The sequence below is a fragment of the Priestia sp. 53B2 genome (genome assembly GCF_056099005.1).
In genome coordinates this window covers 1-16,228 of sequence record NZ_JBLZXA010000005.1, presented here as the reverse complement: position 1 = coordinate 16,228, position 16,228 = coordinate 1, and the positions used below count along the sequence as shown (strand labels likewise).

The window sequence follows — 16,228 nt, the reverse complement described above, 5'->3', positions numbered from 1 at the left end:
CATACACCCAATAAATACTTTTTCTCATTAGCACGTGAGCATAGTATATTTATTCATTGATCTTTGCAACTCCTAGGGCAAAATTGTTCCACAGTAGTTCTTCTACTTGTTTCTTTTGACATTCTTCACAATTAATAATTAAGATCACTTCTGATGCTTTTCCTTTTAAGGATTTCTCTTTTTTTATACGTTTCCTCTGAACAACAATATCAAATAAAAAGCCAAGAACGAAGCCAAAGACTGCTCCAATTAATCCCCAATAGATTGGCCCCCAGTCTAATACAAACCCTCTACTGGCTCCAATTGTTGAAAAGGCAACAGCTAAAAACAAACCAGTCTGAGTTAAGGAGACACCGTCAGATCGGTGTATTGTATCAAACAGTTTTCTCTCTTCTATACGATTATCTAAAGGGACTGCAAATATATCCTGAACACCGTTCTCTTCTAATTGGCTTATTGCCATTTCGATAAATGTTGAATGCTCAAACGTCGCAAAAATTTGCATTTATTTCACCTTTTGACCTTTCTTAATTTTGAAATTCGAAGGCTGATAATGACTTTTTAGATATTTTTTTTGTTCTTTTTCAAATAACTTATTATTTTCTACCGTGTTCATATAAGCGTCATAAATTGTAAAGAAATAGTAGGAAGGAATATATAAAAGCCATTGTGGTTTTAATACGTTTGTTGACATCTCAATATTTCCTACAATAAGGTAATGAATCCCTTCGAAAAAATGGGACTGGTAAACAAATAGAACAGTCCATGTTAGTGTAAAGAAGGCTAGGATAATTCTGTTCAGGTAAAGTTGACCAAGGCTTGGAATCGTGCAAGCCCATAGAAATGCCATGAATGGGTTTCGCTTTTCTAAATAGTTGACGCCGACCGCATTAATAGAAAAAGAATTAAATCTGGCATCCTCTTTATCAACAAGTAGATAAATTTTATTTAACTCTACAGTTGTCCGGTTACTATCCCAAATAGCAAAAAGATAAACGGGAATATATAAGAATAACAATCTAACATCTAAGACTGCCTTTGCACTCTCAATGCGCCCTGTAAAGGAATACATCATAGCTAAGTTAAGACTTGTTTGTTGGTTTATAAAGATTTCCCACGTAATAAGGAGTATGCCTCTTACATATTTCTCTAGGAGAAGATGTCCAAAACCAGGAAAGGCTACAGACCACAAAGCTATAATATAAGGATTTCTCCTATGAATAGTAGCTACTCCAAAAGAGTTTACATCAGCCCTATAACGACGGGATTTATTTGTATTTGTAAAATTCCTCATAGCCAATCCTTTCTCACATAAGTTATATAGATACTAGTAGTATGGACAATCTTCTATGCTAGTATTCTTATACACTTAAGGTTTATATAAAAGGGGAAAGATCTCAAAAAGGGTTATAAGATAAAAAAAGGAAACGCTTCTCGACTATTAGGAAAATAAAGATAAATAGTTTAACACCTTTTTAATGTGGAAAACAAAAAACAAGTCAAAAATTATTAGGAGGAATGTAAAATGACAAATAATAATAATGACAAAATGAGCCGTGAAGAAGCTGGAAGAATGGATGGAGAAGCTACAGCCAAAAACCACGATAAAGAATTTTATCAAGAGATTGGCGAAAAAGGCGGAAAAGCTACAGCTAAAAATCATGATAAAGAATTTTACCGAGAAATCGGTGAAAAGGGTGGCAAATCCAATAACAAACGTAATAACGACTAAATGTCCGGAAAATGGAGTGTCTCTTTACAAGAACAGAAAAAACTACTTCTTAATTAGGAAGTAGTTTTTTCTGTTCTTAGGCTGTATATGATATACAAAGTTAGTTAACATAAAACGGCTTATAAGAAGCCAAACCCTTTATAAGGATTTGGCTTCTTATAATTAAAGACCATTTGTTGAATTAGGTGGAACAATACTTTCATCTGTTGGGTTTGCAACATGGTTATCATCTCTGCTTTTTATTGAAGCTGAAGAACCCATAAACTTGAACATACAATAGCCACCTAATACTAATAAAGAACCTCCAATAAGTAAATTAAGCAAGCTCTCTCACCTCTTTCCATTTATTATCATTTTATCATTTAATCGTAATAAGGATGTATACCTTATTTAATATCTAGTTACCATAATGTTTAATCTAGGCAGTAGTAGAAAAGAAGTCTCCAATTGAGACTTCTTTTCTATCTTCATTAATTTTTTATTTCTAGACTGATTTAAATGTTAAAAGTAAAAATCAGATAAAATTAAATAAGATCCTCTATTTTAGCATCCTCTTTAAATTTTAAAATGGCTTCCACTGCCTTTTTGTATCCTCCAGACTCCCTTAAAGATTTTCCAATTTCCAAGCTTTTTTCTTTGAATGAAGAGTTTGATAGTACTTTTTCCGTTGTATTTCGTAATGTAATAGCATCTAATTCTTGACGATTAAGTTGTAAACCAGCTCCTAATTCTTCAATTCGATTAGCCACTATTGGTTGATCCCCCATAACAGGGACAACAACGAGAGGAACACCAAAATAAAGTCCTTCACTCGAACTATTCATTCCACCGTGAGTAATAAAAACATCTGCTTGTTGTAGTATTTCTAATTGGGGTACATAATTACGCACGATGAAATTAGGTGGGATATCTTTAAACTGGCGAATATCAGTCTGTTTTCCTACTGATAATACAACTGTAGCTTGACTTTCTTGGAATGCTTTAAAACAGGTAGTATATAACTCAGGTTGTTGATTAAATACCGTTCCCATTGAGATAAAGATGAGCTTATTACTAGGGATACTTTTTAAAGGAAGAGTTTCTACATCTTTCCGTGGCGCAATAGAAGGACCAACAAAGATGAAAGACTCATCAAATTTATCAGCATAGGGTTGATATAACTTAGAGGTAAATACAATCGTGATATCCCCAGGACAAGACATCAAGTTTTGTCTATCACTGAGAATTACTCCATATTTATGTTTCCATTTTATCGATAGTTCTTCAATTTCTCGATATCTTGGGGAGGTTTTATCCATTTCTCCTCTGCTCTTTATAAGAGCTGAAAAGATATCCTCATTAATGGCAAATGTTGTACAAGAAGATATTTTAGGTATTCCCAGTACATCAGCAATAATCCACCCTGCAGCGAAATTATTATCATAAATAACATAGTCGTACTTCTCTTCGCTTATTTCTTTTAGAACATCCTCTATAATCTTATCCATTGACCGTCCCATAAATAGCAACATGTCGAGGGGATCTATTTTCTCTGTCATCCTTTTCATTGGATCTATATTACGTGCAAAATTTTCATAAGGACGAAATAAAGCACCTGTTTTTTCAATTTTATTTTTATATTCCTCTACACAGTAATAGACCACGTCTTCTCCCTTTTGCACTAACTCTTCTACGAGTGCAATGGTGGGATTAACATGGCCTTCTCCAGGAAAATTAAAGAATAATACCTTTCCCATTGGAATGCCTCCTTTTTTATAATAAAAATAACAAAATATAAATATATTACCTTATTATACCATATTATAACTTTTAATATCATATATACTCTTAGTTCACAAAATCAGCGTCTCCAGAACATATACAAAAAGAACTCCCCAAAGGGGCTGTTGGGTTTTCTTTTTAACGATTATGAAATTCTCTATACATCAACTTTTGGTTTAGTGTGATTAACTATGCTGATAAAGATAGCTTTTTAAATATATATAAGTTCTTTACTTTACATTTGTAATGAAAGAACTGATTTTGGATTCTATTTGCATCTTATTTTAATGTTATTTAATTCGAATTAAATTCTCAAAGGAACTGAAAACTTTTAGAATAAGGAATGAAAAATAATAAGGGAGGAGCAATATTATGACAAATATTTCTTTATCTGGTAATGGAAGTACTCCTTTTCAGCAGCTCTTAGGCCATAATATAAATGTATTGAGCGCTTGGAACAATCTAGGGGAAGTTTTAGAAGGGGATAACAGCCTCTCGGCTTCTTTAAAAGAGCAAGTTAGAAGAACATTAGCTCAAAAAAATGGATGCGAATATTGTAAAGCAAAAGGAAAGCCTAACCCAGATTTATTTGATGAGAAAACGTCTCTTGCTGTAGGTTTTGCGGAAGTTTTTTTAAAACAAAGAGGGGAAATAGACAAATCCTTTTTTCAAGTATTGAAGGAAACCCTCACTGATCGTGAGATTAGTGAATTATGCGCATTTATAAGCTTTACTACAGCTTCACAATATCTTGGAGCCTTATTGGCTTTAAAGCCAAATAATGAGTAAGCATATGAATATGACTTAGTAGATCAAGAGTTTTTTGTGAATCAATAAAAATAGAAATAGGTAGAGTTTATATCATATTTATTATATCTATTTAATAAATATAATTTTGCTCTTAGAATAAGGGGGAAGGCATGCTTTAAATAAAATCATGAACTTTATTAAAATTCACTATAAATACCTTTTGGTATTATTCTTGTTAGTAAAATATAAGGAGGAACCTTTATTGATTTCGGAATTATATACAAAAAGGTTACACCTAAGAAAGATGCATGAATCCGATGTATCTAATTTATTTAAAATTTGGTCTGACCCTCATGTTACTAAGTACATGAATATTAACAATTTTACCGAGATAGAACAAGCAAGAGATATGATTAACTTCTTAAATAAACTAGCTTTTGAAAAAAAGGCTATTCGCTTCGCTATTATAGAATTAGAAACAAATGAAATTATTGGATCGTGTGGCTATAACATGTTAGACTTCGAGCATTCAAAAGTTGAAATCGGATACGAGCTTTCCAAAGCAGTATGGGGAAGAGGATATGCGTCTGAAGCTATTAGCAGCCTATTAAACTATGCTTTTTTAGATTTGGACATAAATCGGGTTGAAGCAAAAGTAGAGCCTTTAAATACTAATTCAATTAAGACTTTATATCGGTTGAATTTTACATTTGAAGGGACACTTAGGCAAGTAGAGAAGTCAAAAGGAAAGTTTATAGATCTTAATGTATATTCCAAATTAAAAACAGATTAACGGCTCAATTCAATTACGCATCTATTTATTTTACTAACATTGACTGTTAAGTACATCATCGTGATTAGAAATACATTTTTACCTTTGTCAGCAATATTTCTGGGATCAATTATGGCCAGAAGTATAGCTTGTTATTAACTTTTTTAAAAAATTCGCTGGTTGAGAGCAGAAGGAGCAGATAAATAAATGAGTACAAAAAAAATATATCTTATCCCATTTGAAACAACCCATATTCAACATTTACATAAATGGTTAAATGATGAACAGGCAATGCGAATGATAGGTAGGACACCTTTAACTTATGAAGAGGTAGTACAAGAAGTAGAAAAGAAAAGAATGAATGACGATTTAATTTTAGGGATTGAAAACAATGAACAAGTATTAGTTGGATGGGTATTCCTAAAAGATATAGATTATGCACATGGAAGAGCTAGTACCGGCATTCTTTTATCTTCCGAAGCTAGAGGTCAAGGATATGGTCAAATAGCTATGGAGCAAATGATTGATCTAGGGTTTAAACAGCTTCGTCTAAATAAAATCTATTTAACAACAAGAGGATTAAACGAACAGGCCATTGCACTATATAAAAAAATTGGTTTTGTTACAGAAGGCATATTAAGAAATCACGCCTATGTGGAAGGAAAGTATGTAGATACATATTTTATGGGTATATTAGCTTCAGAGTGGAACAGATGAACCTAATTTATGTTTATTATAATTTCTTTCTAGATTAGAGGTTGAGGAGATTTGATTGTAAATAAATTTATATGAGGACCTTATTCTTAAGAGTGGTTGGGATGTGACGACTTATTTTCACAAGAAAAGGCCTTCTTTTTGTAAATTATTTTTAGCTTTGTTTTTGTAAGCTCCTCTATTCTTTACTCACATATTTTTAATTCATTTTTATCAGAGATTACGCATCAGTTTACAATATATACCATACACCTTTAGTTACCATAATGTGAATTATCAGTAGTAAATAAAAAAGAGATCCTTAAAATAAACAAGGTTCTCTTTTTATTTGTAGTCATTTTTGTATCTTTCTAAAAAATAGAATTTATTCTCTCCTCAACTTGTTTTAGCATTTCCTTCAGCACTGACTCCTCAAGATGTTCAGAGACATTTCCAAACAATAAATGATCTATAGGTTCAATTCCTGTAAACTCAAATATCCCAACATCTGACGTAACTTTTAAACCAGCTGTCATTCCGATTTTGTCATACATCTCTTTCGGAGCACCGTGAGTATTAATTATCAAACCTTTTTTACCTTTGAGTAACTGAATAATTCCTTCCTCACCATAAGCATACGCATAGCCATAAGAAAATACACGATCTACATAGCCTTTGATAATGGCAGGAAGACCAGCCCACCAAATTGGATATATAAATGTTATTACATCTGATTGAGTAATGAATTCTTGTTCCGTTTTAATATCATCTGGGATATGGCCAGATTTCATAGCATTCGTATCTTCAGGTTTCAATACAGGCTGAAAATCCAATTCATACAAGTCTCTCACAGCAACCTCATGACCTTTGTTCTCTAAGGCTTGAACAATGGTTTCCATTATAGAATAATTAAAACTTTCTGGATGTGGGTGGGCATATACAACAAGGTGTTTCATTTATATTCCTCCATTTATATTGGATTTCTTACACCAGAACCAAGATCACTGTTCTTTTGAAATATTATTATTTCTTTTCCTTCTTACTATGAGAATAATGGCAATGACAAAGGCAATTGCACTATATATCCAGGTAAACATAAAGGCAAGGCCTAATCCGATATTGGCATCCACGTAGTGACTGTTCATATGATCTGTGGCTAGGTAGAGAAGTGGGGATCCTCCGATAATAAGTAAGGGTATCAAAAGAATATTTTTTTTCGTCTTTCTGTTTGTTAAGAAAATGATCAGAAAGGATAGCAAAAGAAACAGTTCCGAAGCTATGGTCAAAATTAATAGCTTGTTCATACTAAATTTTCTCCTTTATGTAATTGTTTAGAATTTCGGAATTACTTGTAATATATTCAACAATGTCTATCATATGAAAATTTTCAGTGCATTTCTATATAGAGCCCAACATTCGTATTTTAATTTTCATAGGGAGCTGACTTTTGACTATTCACTTGTTTCTTACTTTTTTTCTTCCGGTTGGTCCATATAGCAAATCCAACTCTAGGATGGAAAAGATGCAAAGGAGGGCGTATTAAATTCATCACTCTAACTAATCTAAGATAAATCTTAGGATCAGACGCCGAAAGCTGGTAAACTTTCTTGCTATACCATTGTTTAATCGGCTGTATGAAAGGTTTTTTTCCATTAATATCGGGATGGCGAAATGCTTCTGTAATTGCCATATCCCATGGAGTTGCAATAAGAGTAGAAAATCTCTTGTGAAGTATTTTAGTAACCCTGTTCTTAGAATACGCAGAATTTCCAAAATAGCGTTGCAACTCCAAGGCCTCCATAGCAGCAACAGATATTCCCTGTCCAAATACCGGATCGAATCGACAATGAGCGTCTCCAACAACTATGAAACCTTCTGGGAGAGTGGCAAGGTCAAAGCGTCTACGTACTTGATAAGGAATTGTATGTATTTTTATTTCTGAAACTGGTTCTACTTGTTCTAGAAAATGAAGCACATCAGGCACGGGTAGCTTTTGTGCATAGGAGAGAAACTCCTCAGTTGTTCTTGGCGCACTTTCATTGGCATAACCACTAAAGGTAACAGAAAAACGATTTCCTTCAATCGTTTGAATATATGCACCGTAAGGGTTCTCAGGGAAACTAGGAGAAATTAAAAGATTACACCAGTCAGGTCGTCCCTGATTTTTCAGTCGAAAGAGTCTAGTAGCATAAAAAAGGTTAATCCAGACCTTTTCTTCCTTAACCTCTATATCGTATGATTTTAGCCACTCTATACTCTTCGAACCAAAACCACTAGCATCAATAACAACATTTGTAAGAATTTCTTTTTCTCTTCCCGTCTTAAGGGAGCGCACTCGTACTCCGGATATTTTATTACATTGACGATCTAATAATAGTTGCTCGACCTTTATTTCATACTCGGTTGCAATATTGGGAATTTGATCAATACGGTGTTGCAAATGCCACTCTAACATAGGGCGGCTTTGTTGAATCATCTCTAATTCTCCTAAAAATCGTTTTTTCCAGGAACCAAAATGGTGCCACTTTAAATCTTTTGTAAAGTTATTTATAACACTCCCATCTTCGATTAATTGATTAAAGAAGTGAGGGAACAATTTCTCAATTGCTTCTTCTCCTCCTTTTAATAAAACATGGGGATGATAACTTTGAGGCACTCTCTTTCTAGGGGCTTTCTCCTCCCACTTTTCCCCAGCTTCTAGAATAATTACTTGCTGAAAAGTATGTGATAGGGCTTTAGCAGCTAGTTTCCCAGCAATGCTTCCTCCGATAACTATTGCTTTCTCCAATACGATTCTCTCCTCGGTCTATATTTGGGATAAAATACCATGTTCGATTTATTTTATTATACTTCATAAGAATTCCCTTTGAAATGAACTTCTCATAAAATCAAAAGTTTCTAGAACGCCGAAATTTGCATGGAGTGATTGATTATAATTATCGATAAAACCACAGTTAATTTCCTCAGAGAGCGTTTCTCTGCATATCAGATACATATATTTGATGTTTTTCTCCCATAAAAAATAATAGTTTTTTTATTTAATGAACAAATTAAGCTCTTAACAAGACTACTTAATCAAGTTTGTTAGTTGTTTTATTCCATTTATTCAATATCGTGTAGAATTCAGCATGATTATTAATAAAATATGTTGATGCAATGTTATTTATATGATTGTAGAAAGTTTCATTCCATTAAATAAAAAAGACTTGCTTTAGATGAAAAGCAAGTTAAAAGAAAAAGATTAATTTAACAATTCCATTATAATCCAATAAATATAACATAGCATTAAAGTATGGTTAAGAAATAATTAAAAGTAAATTAATTGATAAAAAGGATAAATTCACTTACCTAGTTTTGAGTACATTAAAATAATTTCAATAATTTTAAAAAATCGCTGTTCTATGTTTCCAAGAATGGGTTTTTACACCAGAACCACTAAAAATATATGAGGGAGGCTCTGATAGTTTAATAAAGTACCTCAACTGTAAATCCTCCAGGTGCTTCCACGTAAAATGTATAACCATGTAATTGTTTTGGAGGTTCGACATTAAATCCATCTTCTTTTAACCTTTGATTAATTTTATTTACCTCCTCTTCATTCTCTTGGGGGAATCCAATATGGAAGGTCTTTGGATAATTGACCTCGCTTCCCTTCATTAAAGTTAGTACAAAACCATCTTCATCATGCATTATAGCAAACCTTTACCCCTTTTTGCCCTGCATGTCATACCAAAATAAGTTTCCAAAAATTCTTGAGTAGCAGAGACATCTGTAACCGTTAGATTGAGGTGATGAATTTTCATGTTTTCACCCTTTCTTAAATACATTCAATAATAAGCCTTGTGTTGTACCCTATAAAAACCCATTTAATTAGGTGAATAGTTTACTCTAGGAATGTAAATATTTATCTATATCTCTTTTAACCATTCGTTTTATTTCTTCAAAAGCTTTTGTTTGCCCCTCGTAAAATATGGAGCTATTTAAATCCTTTCTTTTTTCCGCATCCTTAGACCACCTTTCCGACCTTTCAATTAACTTATCTAGTACCTCAATCAATTTCTTATTTCCCACGAATACCCCACCCTTAACTGGAAATATTTATAAAACCAATTACCCATAATATCTTCTACAGTTTTTATAGAATTCCTGTTTAACAAGTTTCTTCTATGTAGGTCTCATAGTACATATCTATATAAAAACAAACGTATATACAAGATTAATAACTGATAAATATATCTCTTAAGGTTTAAAGCCTTTTTTCTGTTTAGTCGGGTAAGCGAGGGGCATCACTGCCCCTAACTCCCCTGAGAACCGTACGTGAGCCTTTCAACTCATACGGCTCAAGCCTCCCATTGCAGGTCCATTTGCTGTCGTATCCTCATCACACACCATATCGGTAAGTAAAACGTACGCCGACGCTCCAAATGGAGGTATACATAACAGTACGTTTCTTTCGTCAGAAGATAGCCACAACCTTATGTTCCTACGAGAGACCAACGAGAAGTCAGCTCCCTCTCGGGCCTATCATGGGCTTGTCCGTAAGGACGATAGTATCCATCCAGTTATACAGTTTCCTGCTTTCCTGTTCTCTTTCGAGGTAATGGCATTTGCTTTCTCTCGTATCCTTTACCCTCTGCCACATTGTTTGACTTTGCAGTCATCCTACTGTTTACACAGATGACAAAGGGCTTACCAAGTTCCGCATCTTATAGATACGACGAGGTTAGGTGGGTTCTTTACTCCGGGCAAGATACGGGACGCGTCACAGCAGCATTATGAATCTGCTTTTCCTCTTGCCAATACCCAGGCAAATCTGTGCACTATCCTGAGCTAAAATTGACGAAGCTTACAAACCTTCACTAATGTTCACCATACTCATCTTCCCCTAGCAGTGTTCCGAGTCGTGCACTGACTCTCTGTTTCCGCATTTCCGCATGCAACCCACGAGCCCGTTACCAGGCCCGCAGTTTTGGACGGGGATAGTTTTTGCGTCTAAACCAGTGGCGTGAGCCACACTATATAAAAGCGACTTCTTGTCGCACCATAATGGATTTTCTAGGGAGTAAAAAGGCTAGCAAGTGCTAGCTTTTTAAGAAACCTATCTTGAAACAGCTGTTGTTTCTTGTAAAAATAACTGATTAAGGGCTTGTATAATCATATTTGCTGTTTCTTTTTTATTGGCACACTGGTATATGTCATTATCTTGATTAATTATATAATGTGTAGCTGAATTAACATGTAAGGAATCAGAAGTATTTGCCACCATTAAATTAGCCTTAGAAGTACCCATTCTTATTTTAGCTCTCTCTATTAGGGTTTCTTTATCTACGTTACTTTCTAACTTAAAACCTACAAGCATGAGATTAGGGTTCCATTCTTTAATTTGCTTTAAAACTTTAGGTGCTTTCTTAAAGTGAATAACCGGAGGATTGTCGCTAGATATTTTTCCATTCTGAGGAATAAGGTTCCCGTCTTTGTCCAACATCTTGTCTACTATCCAATCCGACCCTGCAGCTGTCATGATAACAGCATCTATCTTTTCACTTAAGATAATGGCTTTCATTTTGTCTTGAAGATCTACTATTCCTTCAAAACTTTCTAACTTTAAATTCTCTGAATCCTTATCACAGGGCTTTTCTGCAAAATAGCCGTGTAAATATGTAACTGTTGCTCCTTCTGCTAATGCTTCCTCTGCAATCATTTTCCCTATTTTCCCTTTAGCTAAATTAGTGTGTCCCCTAACCTCATCCCACTTTTCTATACATCCACCACTGGTAATGAGTATATTTTTTCCTAACATTACTTTTTCCCCTTTTTATAATTCTATTTTATTACATAAATAAATATTAAATAAACCGCAGTCTAAATAGCAATACATATATGTCTTCTAATAAACTTTAAAGTTATTTACAATTTTTTCATATGAAGTTATTGACTTTATTGGTACCTAGTACTAATATCAATTTATATATCTTGGTGTTAAAGAAAGGTGAATTCGATGAAATCAACTGCACGTATTACAGCAATAGGTACGTACGTACCAGAAAAAAGACTTACGAATGATGATTTAGAAAAAATTGTAGATACGAATGATGAATGGATTGTGAAACGAACTGGCATGAAGGAAAGAAGAGTTGCAGGTGAAAATGAATATTCTTCTGACTTAGCTATTAAAGCAATTGAAAACTTAGTGGCCCAATATCAGAAAGAGTTAAGCGATGTAGGATGTATTATTGTGTCAACTACAACACCTGACTATGCATTTCCGAGCGTAGCCACTCAAATACAAAATCACTTTGATATTCCTACAACTGGTGCTCTAGATTTTAATGCTACCTGTGCTGGCTTTACATATGGTTTGCATATAGCGAATGCCTTTATTACATCCGGACTTCATCATAAAGTCTTAGTCGTAACTGCAGAAACGTTATCAAAAGTGACAGATTATACAGATCGTACTACTTGCGTACTGTTTGGGGATGGGGCTGCAGCTGTTTTGGTAGAAAATGATGCAGAGCGCCCGAGCTTTATTGCTACGCATATTGGTACAAATGGAAAGGGAGGTAAACATGTATATCGTACAAATTTATCTACTACTATGCATGGACAACCTTTAAGTTCAAGTGGCAAGATGGTGCAAAACGGAAGAGAAGTATATAAGTGGGCATCTAGAACAATTCCTTTAGGGATATCTGAATTGCTAGAACAAGCAAACCTACAAAAGAATGAGGTAAATTGGTTCGTTCCACACAGTGCCAATTTACGAATGATTGAGTCTATATGTGAAAGATCAGAGTTTCCAATTGAGAAGACATTAACTAGTGTTGAGTACATGGGAAACACTTCTTCTGTTTCTATTCCTTTAGCCTTACAAATAGGAATAAACGAAGGGAAATTAAGAAATGGAGACGTGCTCCTACTCTACGGATTTGGAGGAGGCCTTACTCACGCAGGTCATATTATTAAATGGGATTTAGGTAAGGAGTAAATGATTAATGTATACCATTGCAACAAGAATTCTACAACTTTTACTATCTTTAATAAATGGAAGAATGAACGTAGTAAACAAGGAAAACCTTCCTCAAAATGAACCATTTATTGTTGTTTGTACGCATAAAAGCTGGATTGATGTAGTGTGTCTAGGAATAGCGTTATATCCAACTCCTATTCACTTTATGGCTAAGAAAGAGTTATTTAATAAGATTTTTATCAAAAGGCTTTTAAAAAAATTAAATGCATTTCCTGTAGATCGAAGTAATCCTGGACCCAGTGTCTTAAAAATACCTTTACAATTGCTAAAAAAGAAACAAATAGTTGGGATCTTTCCAAGTGGAACAAGAAACTCAGAAGAGAAAGCTTTAAAAAATGGAGCTATTCATATTGCTTCAAGGGCAAGTGTTACTATTATACCAGCAGTATATGTAGGACCTCATACCATAACAGACTTATTAGGACGAAAAAGAAGGTTTATCATTTTTGGAGATGCTATTCATGTACCTAAAATGACTAAAGATAAAGAAGTTGTTACAGAAGCAACAAACGAAGTAATCTCAAAAGTATTTGAAGAATTAAAAAGTAATATTTAGAAGGAGAAAAAGTTGTGCTGGATATCCAAGAAATTCAAAGAATTATACCCCATCGTTATCCTTTTTTACTGATAGATAAAATTATTGAATTAAAAGAAGGAGAAAATGCAATTGGAGTTAAGAACGTTACAGCTAATGAGGAATTCTTCACTGGACATTTTCCTAACTATTCGGTTATGCCAGGTGTATTAATTGTTGAAGCTTTGGCTCAAGTAAGTGGAATTATAATGTTACAAAAAGAAGAAAATCATGAAAAGATAGGCCTTTTAACTGGTATTGAAAATTGTCGTTTTAAGAAACAAGTTCGTCCAGGGGATCAATTATACTTAGAAGTAGAAATGACACGCGTCCGAGGGGCTGTTGCAAAAGCTCATGGCATTGCTAAAGTACATAATAATATTGTGTGTGAAGCAGATTTAACATTCTTTCTTTGGAATAATGGGAAGTAAGTAAATTTCTATATACACAGTTAGTTAAAATATAGGTTCCTTAAATAATCTAGACGAAGATGACCAACATGACAAGTCAAGTAGATCCTTCATCAAAATGATGTAGGATCTTTTCATTTACTTCTATGAATGAAGTGCGTTCAAAAAAGTATACTTTTACGGACTTCTTTCAATCTTTTTATATCTTTTTGTTGATTATTATAACTGGTCTAGGTGAGGTCTATCTATAATTGACGATCAAGATAAATATTGGTAATATAAACTGACGAACGTTCGGAAGGAGATAAGATTGTGACATTTAATCAGCTTAAAGAAGCTGCACTAAGACAATTTGCACTAAATGGTTATGAAGGAACGTCATTATCATCCATTGCTAGTGAAGTTGGGATTAAAAAGCAATCTATATATACATATTTTAAAAGCAAAGAAGAGCTTTTTATTCACTCTTTTAACGAATCTCTATCACGTGAACTATATTTTATAGAACATTTTTTTCAAGGAACCAATCGTACTCTATCTGTAGAGAAGGTATTATATAAGTTCTTAATAGAGTATTTAGATCGTTATGAAAGAAATTTCAACACAAGCTTTTTTATCCGAACCTCATATTTCCCCCCACAGCAGCTTAGGGAGCTGATAGTACGTGACTCTTACCAAATAACAAATAATTTGGAGTGTTTATTAGAAACATTATTTAAAGAAAAAGAGCATTTATTAAATTCTCAATTTAGCGCTGATACTGCTACAGCAGCCTATCTGACTATATTAGATGGTTTATTTGTAGAAATGTTGTATGGAGGAAGGTCAGAACGTTTAGATAAAAGAATCTCTTCAACTTGGAATGTCTTTTGGCAAGGAATTAATGGTAGTAAACGAGCATAGACATCAAGCTTTTTTAACTTTCATTTACGTAAATCTTTATTCCTAACAAATGAAAGGAGGAAAAATCATGAAAAGTAGACAAGAAGCCATTAATTACTGCATGAAATATAGGAATGTATTTGAAGATCAGCCGTTTCGAGATAAAAATTGAACTACCATTAGGCATAAAGAAAATCAAAAAGTTTTTGCATGGATTTTTGAGAGAGACGACCATATTTGGATCAACTTAAAGGGTGAACCAGAAGTAAATCGTCATTTACGCGAAATTTATCATTCCATAGTACCAGCTTATCACCTTAATAAAGAACATTGGAATTCTATCATTCTAGACGGTACTGTACCAGAAAAAGAAATATATGAAATGGTTAAAACGAGCTATCATTTAACAAAGGAGAGGAAAACTTATGAAAACAAGAATAACTGAAATTTTTGGAATTCAATATCCAATTGTTCAAGGAGGATTGGCCTACTTAGCTTATGCTGAATTAGCTTCAGCTGTCTCTAATGCTGGCGGACTTGGACAAATTACAGCTGCAACTCTAGGAACTCCAGAAAAGCTTCGTGAAGAAATTCGTAGAGTACGTGCCATGACCGATAAGCCATTTGGGGTGAATTTTGCAATTGCGAGACATGATGGGCATTATAAAGACTTGCTAGAAGTGGCTATCGAGGAGAAGGTGCCTGCTATCTCTATAACCGGAGGAAATCCTCAACCTGTTTTTGAACGGATAAAAGGAGAAAATATTAAAACTCTTGTTCTAGTTTCAGGAGTTAGACAAGCACAAAAAGCTGAGGAACTTGGGGCTGATGCCGTAATGGCAGTAGGACAAGAAGGAGGCGGCCACTTAGGACGGGATGATATTGGTACAATGGTTCTTATCCCTCGTGTAGTTGAATCTGTGTCAATTCCTGTACTAGCTAGTGGAGGCATTGGAGATGGAAGAGGCTTATTAGCAGCCTTCGCCCTTGGAGCAGAAGGGATAGAAATGGGAACAAGATTTATTGCTACACAAGAGTGTGTACATGCAAACCCTGTATACAAAGAAGCACTTGTGAAGGGAAAAGAGACAGATACAGTCATTATCAAGAAAACTTTAGGGAGTCCTGGGCGTGTTTTAGAATCAAAATATACTAGCGATATTATTGAACGTGAGCACAAAGGGGCAACTTATGAAGATTTAAAAGATATGGTCAGTGGTAAGGCAAACTGCAAATATATTTACAACGGGAATGAAGGAGAGGGATTTGGTTGGGCTGGACAGGTTATCGGACTAATTAATGATGTTCCTACGGTTCAAGAATTATTTAATGAGATGATTTCTACAGCTGAACAAGGAAAGCAGCGTTTGATAAACATTTTAGAAACAACAAAGAACTTTTAATAGTGTTCCAGCTTTAAGTAATATATTAACTAAAATCGGAAATTTTAAATTATGTTTGTCTTATTATCGATAACAAAATAAAAAGCCACCCAGTATGAACTGAACCCGAAAAGTTAGACCCTTTATCTAAGCAGCGAATGAGGATTGAATTCTGTATTCTACAGGGGTCAATCCTTTTAATTTTACTTTTATTCGTTTGTGGTTGTAATAAACAATATACC

The 16,228-nt window shown here is 34.1% G+C and carries 17 protein-coding genes and 3 pseudogenes; 10 read left to right on the top strand and 10 right to left on the bottom strand.

The annotated features are described in order from the left end of the window. Positions 1 to 49: 49 nt before the first annotated feature. Both ACN6NE_RS02660 and ACN6NE_RS02655 read right to left on the bottom strand, forming a co-directional pair. Positions 50 to 505, bottom strand: coding sequence for a hypothetical protein (locus tag ACN6NE_RS02660; protein WP_474324371.1), 456 nt, complete (start codon positions 503 to 505; stop codon positions 50 to 52). Next, positions 506 to 1,294: a hypothetical protein gene (locus ACN6NE_RS02655; protein WP_474324370.1), complete on the bottom strand. Its 789-nt coding sequence runs from the start codon at positions 1,292 to 1,294 to the stop codon at positions 506 to 508. 231 nt (positions 1,295 to 1,525) lie between these two features. Between ACN6NE_RS02655 and ACN6NE_RS02650 the strand changes: the two are divergent. Next, positions 1,526 to 1,726: pseudogene (locus ACN6NE_RS02650) on the top strand (KGG domain-containing protein); the annotation flags it as partial. A gap of 530 nt (positions 1,727 to 2,256) precedes the next feature. Here ACN6NE_RS02650 and ACN6NE_RS02645 read toward each other — a convergent pair. Further along, positions 2,257 to 3,468: a macrolide family glycosyltransferase gene (locus ACN6NE_RS02645; protein ID WP_474324368.1), complete on the bottom strand. Its 1,212-nt coding sequence runs from the start codon at positions 3,466 to 3,468 to the stop codon at positions 2,257 to 2,259. Positions 3,469 to 3,865: 397 nt separating this feature from the next. Here ACN6NE_RS02645 and ACN6NE_RS02640 point away from each other — a divergent pair, with 397 nt between their 5' ends. The 3 genes from ACN6NE_RS02640 (at position 3,866) to ACN6NE_RS02630 (ending at position 5,732) form a co-directional block, all read left to right on the top strand. Continuing rightward, positions 3,866 to 4,282, top strand: a complete 417-nt coding sequence (locus ACN6NE_RS02640; protein ID WP_474324366.1) for a carboxymuconolactone decarboxylase family protein — start codon at positions 3,866 to 3,868, stop codon at positions 4,280 to 4,282. 223 nt (positions 4,283 to 4,505) lie between these two features. Then, positions 4,506 to 5,036 (top strand): GNAT family N-acetyltransferase, encoded by a 531-nt coding sequence (locus ACN6NE_RS02635; RefSeq protein WP_474324365.1) that lies wholly within the window; start codon positions 4,506 to 4,508, stop codon positions 5,034 to 5,036. Between the two features lie 186 nt (positions 5,037 to 5,222). Further along, positions 5,223 to 5,732 carry a GNAT family N-acetyltransferase gene (locus ACN6NE_RS02630; RefSeq protein WP_474324364.1) on the top strand — a complete coding sequence of 170 codons (510 nt, stop codon included), beginning with the start codon at positions 5,223 to 5,225 and terminating at the stop codon, positions 5,730 to 5,732. A gap of 347 nt (positions 5,733 to 6,079) precedes the next feature. On the opposite strand, the gene ACN6NE_RS02625 is transcribed toward ACN6NE_RS02630, so the two are convergent. From ACN6NE_RS02625 to ACN6NE_RS02600, 6 genes and pseudogenes are all read right to left on the bottom strand, one after another. Further along, a complete protein-coding gene (locus ACN6NE_RS02625; RefSeq protein WP_474324362.1) occupies positions 6,080 to 6,664 on the bottom strand; it encodes an NAD(P)H-dependent oxidoreductase in 585 nt (194 codons plus the stop codon). Positions 6,665 to 6,709: 45 nt separating this feature from the next. After that, positions 6,710 to 7,012: a hypothetical protein gene (locus ACN6NE_RS02620; protein ID WP_474324360.1), complete on the bottom strand. Its 303-nt coding sequence runs from the start codon at positions 7,010 to 7,012 to the stop codon at positions 6,710 to 6,712. Between the two features lie 119 nt (positions 7,013 to 7,131). Then, positions 7,132 to 8,502 (bottom strand): FAD-dependent monooxygenase family protein, encoded by a 1,371-nt coding sequence (locus ACN6NE_RS02615; protein WP_474324401.1) that lies wholly within the window; start codon positions 8,500 to 8,502, stop codon positions 7,132 to 7,134. A gap of 671 nt (positions 8,503 to 9,173) precedes the next feature. Then, a pseudogene (locus ACN6NE_RS02610) lies at positions 9,174 to 9,511 on the bottom strand (VOC family protein). Positions 9,512 to 9,596: 85 nt separating this feature from the next. Continuing rightward, entirely contained in the window at positions 9,597 to 9,779 is a 183-nt protein-coding gene (locus ACN6NE_RS02605) for a hypothetical protein (RefSeq protein ID WP_474324358.1), read from the bottom strand. 1,027 nt (positions 9,780 to 10,806) lie between these two features. Next, positions 10,807 to 11,508 carry a phosphopantothenoylcysteine decarboxylase domain-containing protein gene (locus tag ACN6NE_RS02600; protein WP_474324356.1) on the bottom strand — a complete coding sequence of 234 codons (702 nt, stop codon included), beginning with the start codon at positions 11,506 to 11,508 and terminating at the stop codon, positions 10,807 to 10,809. A gap of 198 nt (positions 11,509 to 11,706) precedes the next feature. Here ACN6NE_RS02600 and ACN6NE_RS02595 point away from each other — a divergent pair, with 198 nt between their 5' ends. The 6 genes and pseudogenes from ACN6NE_RS02595 (at position 11,707) to ACN6NE_RS02570 (ending at position 16,007) form a co-directional block, all read left to right on the top strand. Beyond that, positions 11,707 to 12,696: a beta-ketoacyl-ACP synthase 3 gene (locus ACN6NE_RS02595; protein ID WP_474324354.1), complete on the top strand. Its 990-nt coding sequence runs from the start codon at positions 11,707 to 11,709 to the stop codon at positions 12,694 to 12,696. Between the two features lie 7 nt (positions 12,697 to 12,703). Continuing rightward, entirely contained in the window at positions 12,704 to 13,294 is a 591-nt protein-coding gene (locus ACN6NE_RS02590) for a lysophospholipid acyltransferase family protein (RefSeq protein WP_474324353.1), read from the top strand. A 14-nt stretch (positions 13,295 to 13,308) separates the two neighbouring features. Then, complete coding sequence (fabZ, locus tag ACN6NE_RS02585) at positions 13,309 to 13,743, top strand: 3-hydroxyacyl-ACP dehydratase FabZ (RefSeq protein WP_474324351.1); 435 nt, start codon at positions 13,309 to 13,311, stop codon at positions 13,741 to 13,743. A 291-nt stretch (positions 13,744 to 14,034) separates the two neighbouring features. Then, on the top strand, positions 14,035 to 14,625 hold the full coding sequence (locus ACN6NE_RS02580; RefSeq protein ID WP_474324349.1) for a TetR/AcrR family transcriptional regulator: 591 nt from the start codon (positions 14,035 to 14,037) through the stop codon (positions 14,623 to 14,625). A gap of 67 nt (positions 14,626 to 14,692) precedes the next feature. Beyond that, positions 14,693 to 15,049: pseudogene (locus ACN6NE_RS02575) on the top strand (MmcQ/YjbR family DNA-binding protein). Further along, positions 15,030 to 16,007 (top strand): NAD(P)H-dependent flavin oxidoreductase, encoded by a 978-nt coding sequence (locus ACN6NE_RS02570; protein ID WP_474324347.1) that lies wholly within the window; start codon positions 15,030 to 15,032, stop codon positions 16,005 to 16,007. The pseudogene ACN6NE_RS02575 and the gene ACN6NE_RS02570 overlap by 20 nt, the downstream one beginning before the upstream one ends. Positions 16,008 to 16,133: 126 nt before the next feature. Here ACN6NE_RS02570 and ACN6NE_RS02565 read toward each other — a convergent pair. Then, on the bottom strand, positions 16,134 to 16,228 hold a 95-nt coding region (locus ACN6NE_RS02565; RefSeq protein WP_157842248.1), incomplete at its 5' end, for an IS3 family transposase.

What these genes read in the sequence shown, in the direction of transcription:
- ACN6NE_RS02570 (WP_474324347.1), top strand. Translation starts at nt 15,030, where the DNA reads ATGAAAACAAGAATAACTGAAATTTTTGGAATTCAATATCCAATTGTT.
- ACN6NE_RS02600 (WP_474324356.1), bottom strand. Translation starts at nt 11,508, where the DNA reads ATGTTAGGAAAAAATATACTCATTACCAGTGGTGGATGTATAGAAAAG.
- ACN6NE_RS02660 (WP_474324371.1), bottom strand. Translation starts at nt 505, where the DNA reads ATGCAAATTTTTGCGACGTTTGAGCATTCAACATTTATCGAAATGGCA.
- ACN6NE_RS02595 (WP_474324354.1), top strand. Translation starts at nt 11,707, where the DNA reads ATGAAATCAACTGCACGTATTACAGCAATAGGTACGTACGTACCAGAA.
- ACN6NE_RS02620 (WP_474324360.1), bottom strand. Translation starts at nt 7,012, where the DNA reads ATGAACAAGCTATTAATTTTGACCATAGCTTCGGAACTGTTTCTTTTG.
- ACN6NE_RS02655 (WP_474324370.1), bottom strand. Translation starts at nt 1,294, where the DNA reads ATGAGGAATTTTACAAATACAAATAAATCCCGTCGTTATAGGGCTGAT.
- ACN6NE_RS02625 (WP_474324362.1), bottom strand. Translation starts at nt 6,664, where the DNA reads ATGAAACACCTTGTTGTATATGCCCACCCACATCCAGAAAGTTTTAAT.
- ACN6NE_RS02590 (WP_474324353.1), top strand. Translation starts at nt 12,704, where the DNA reads ATGTATACCATTGCAACAAGAATTCTACAACTTTTACTATCTTTAATA.
- ACN6NE_RS02640 (WP_474324366.1), top strand. Translation starts at nt 3,866, where the DNA reads ATGACAAATATTTCTTTATCTGGTAATGGAAGTACTCCTTTTCAGCAG.
- ACN6NE_RS02645 (WP_474324368.1), bottom strand. Translation starts at nt 3,468, where the DNA reads ATGGGAAAGGTATTATTCTTTAATTTTCCTGGAGAAGGCCATGTTAAT.
- ACN6NE_RS02630 (WP_474324364.1), top strand. Translation starts at nt 5,223, where the DNA reads ATGAGTACAAAAAAAATATATCTTATCCCATTTGAAACAACCCATATT.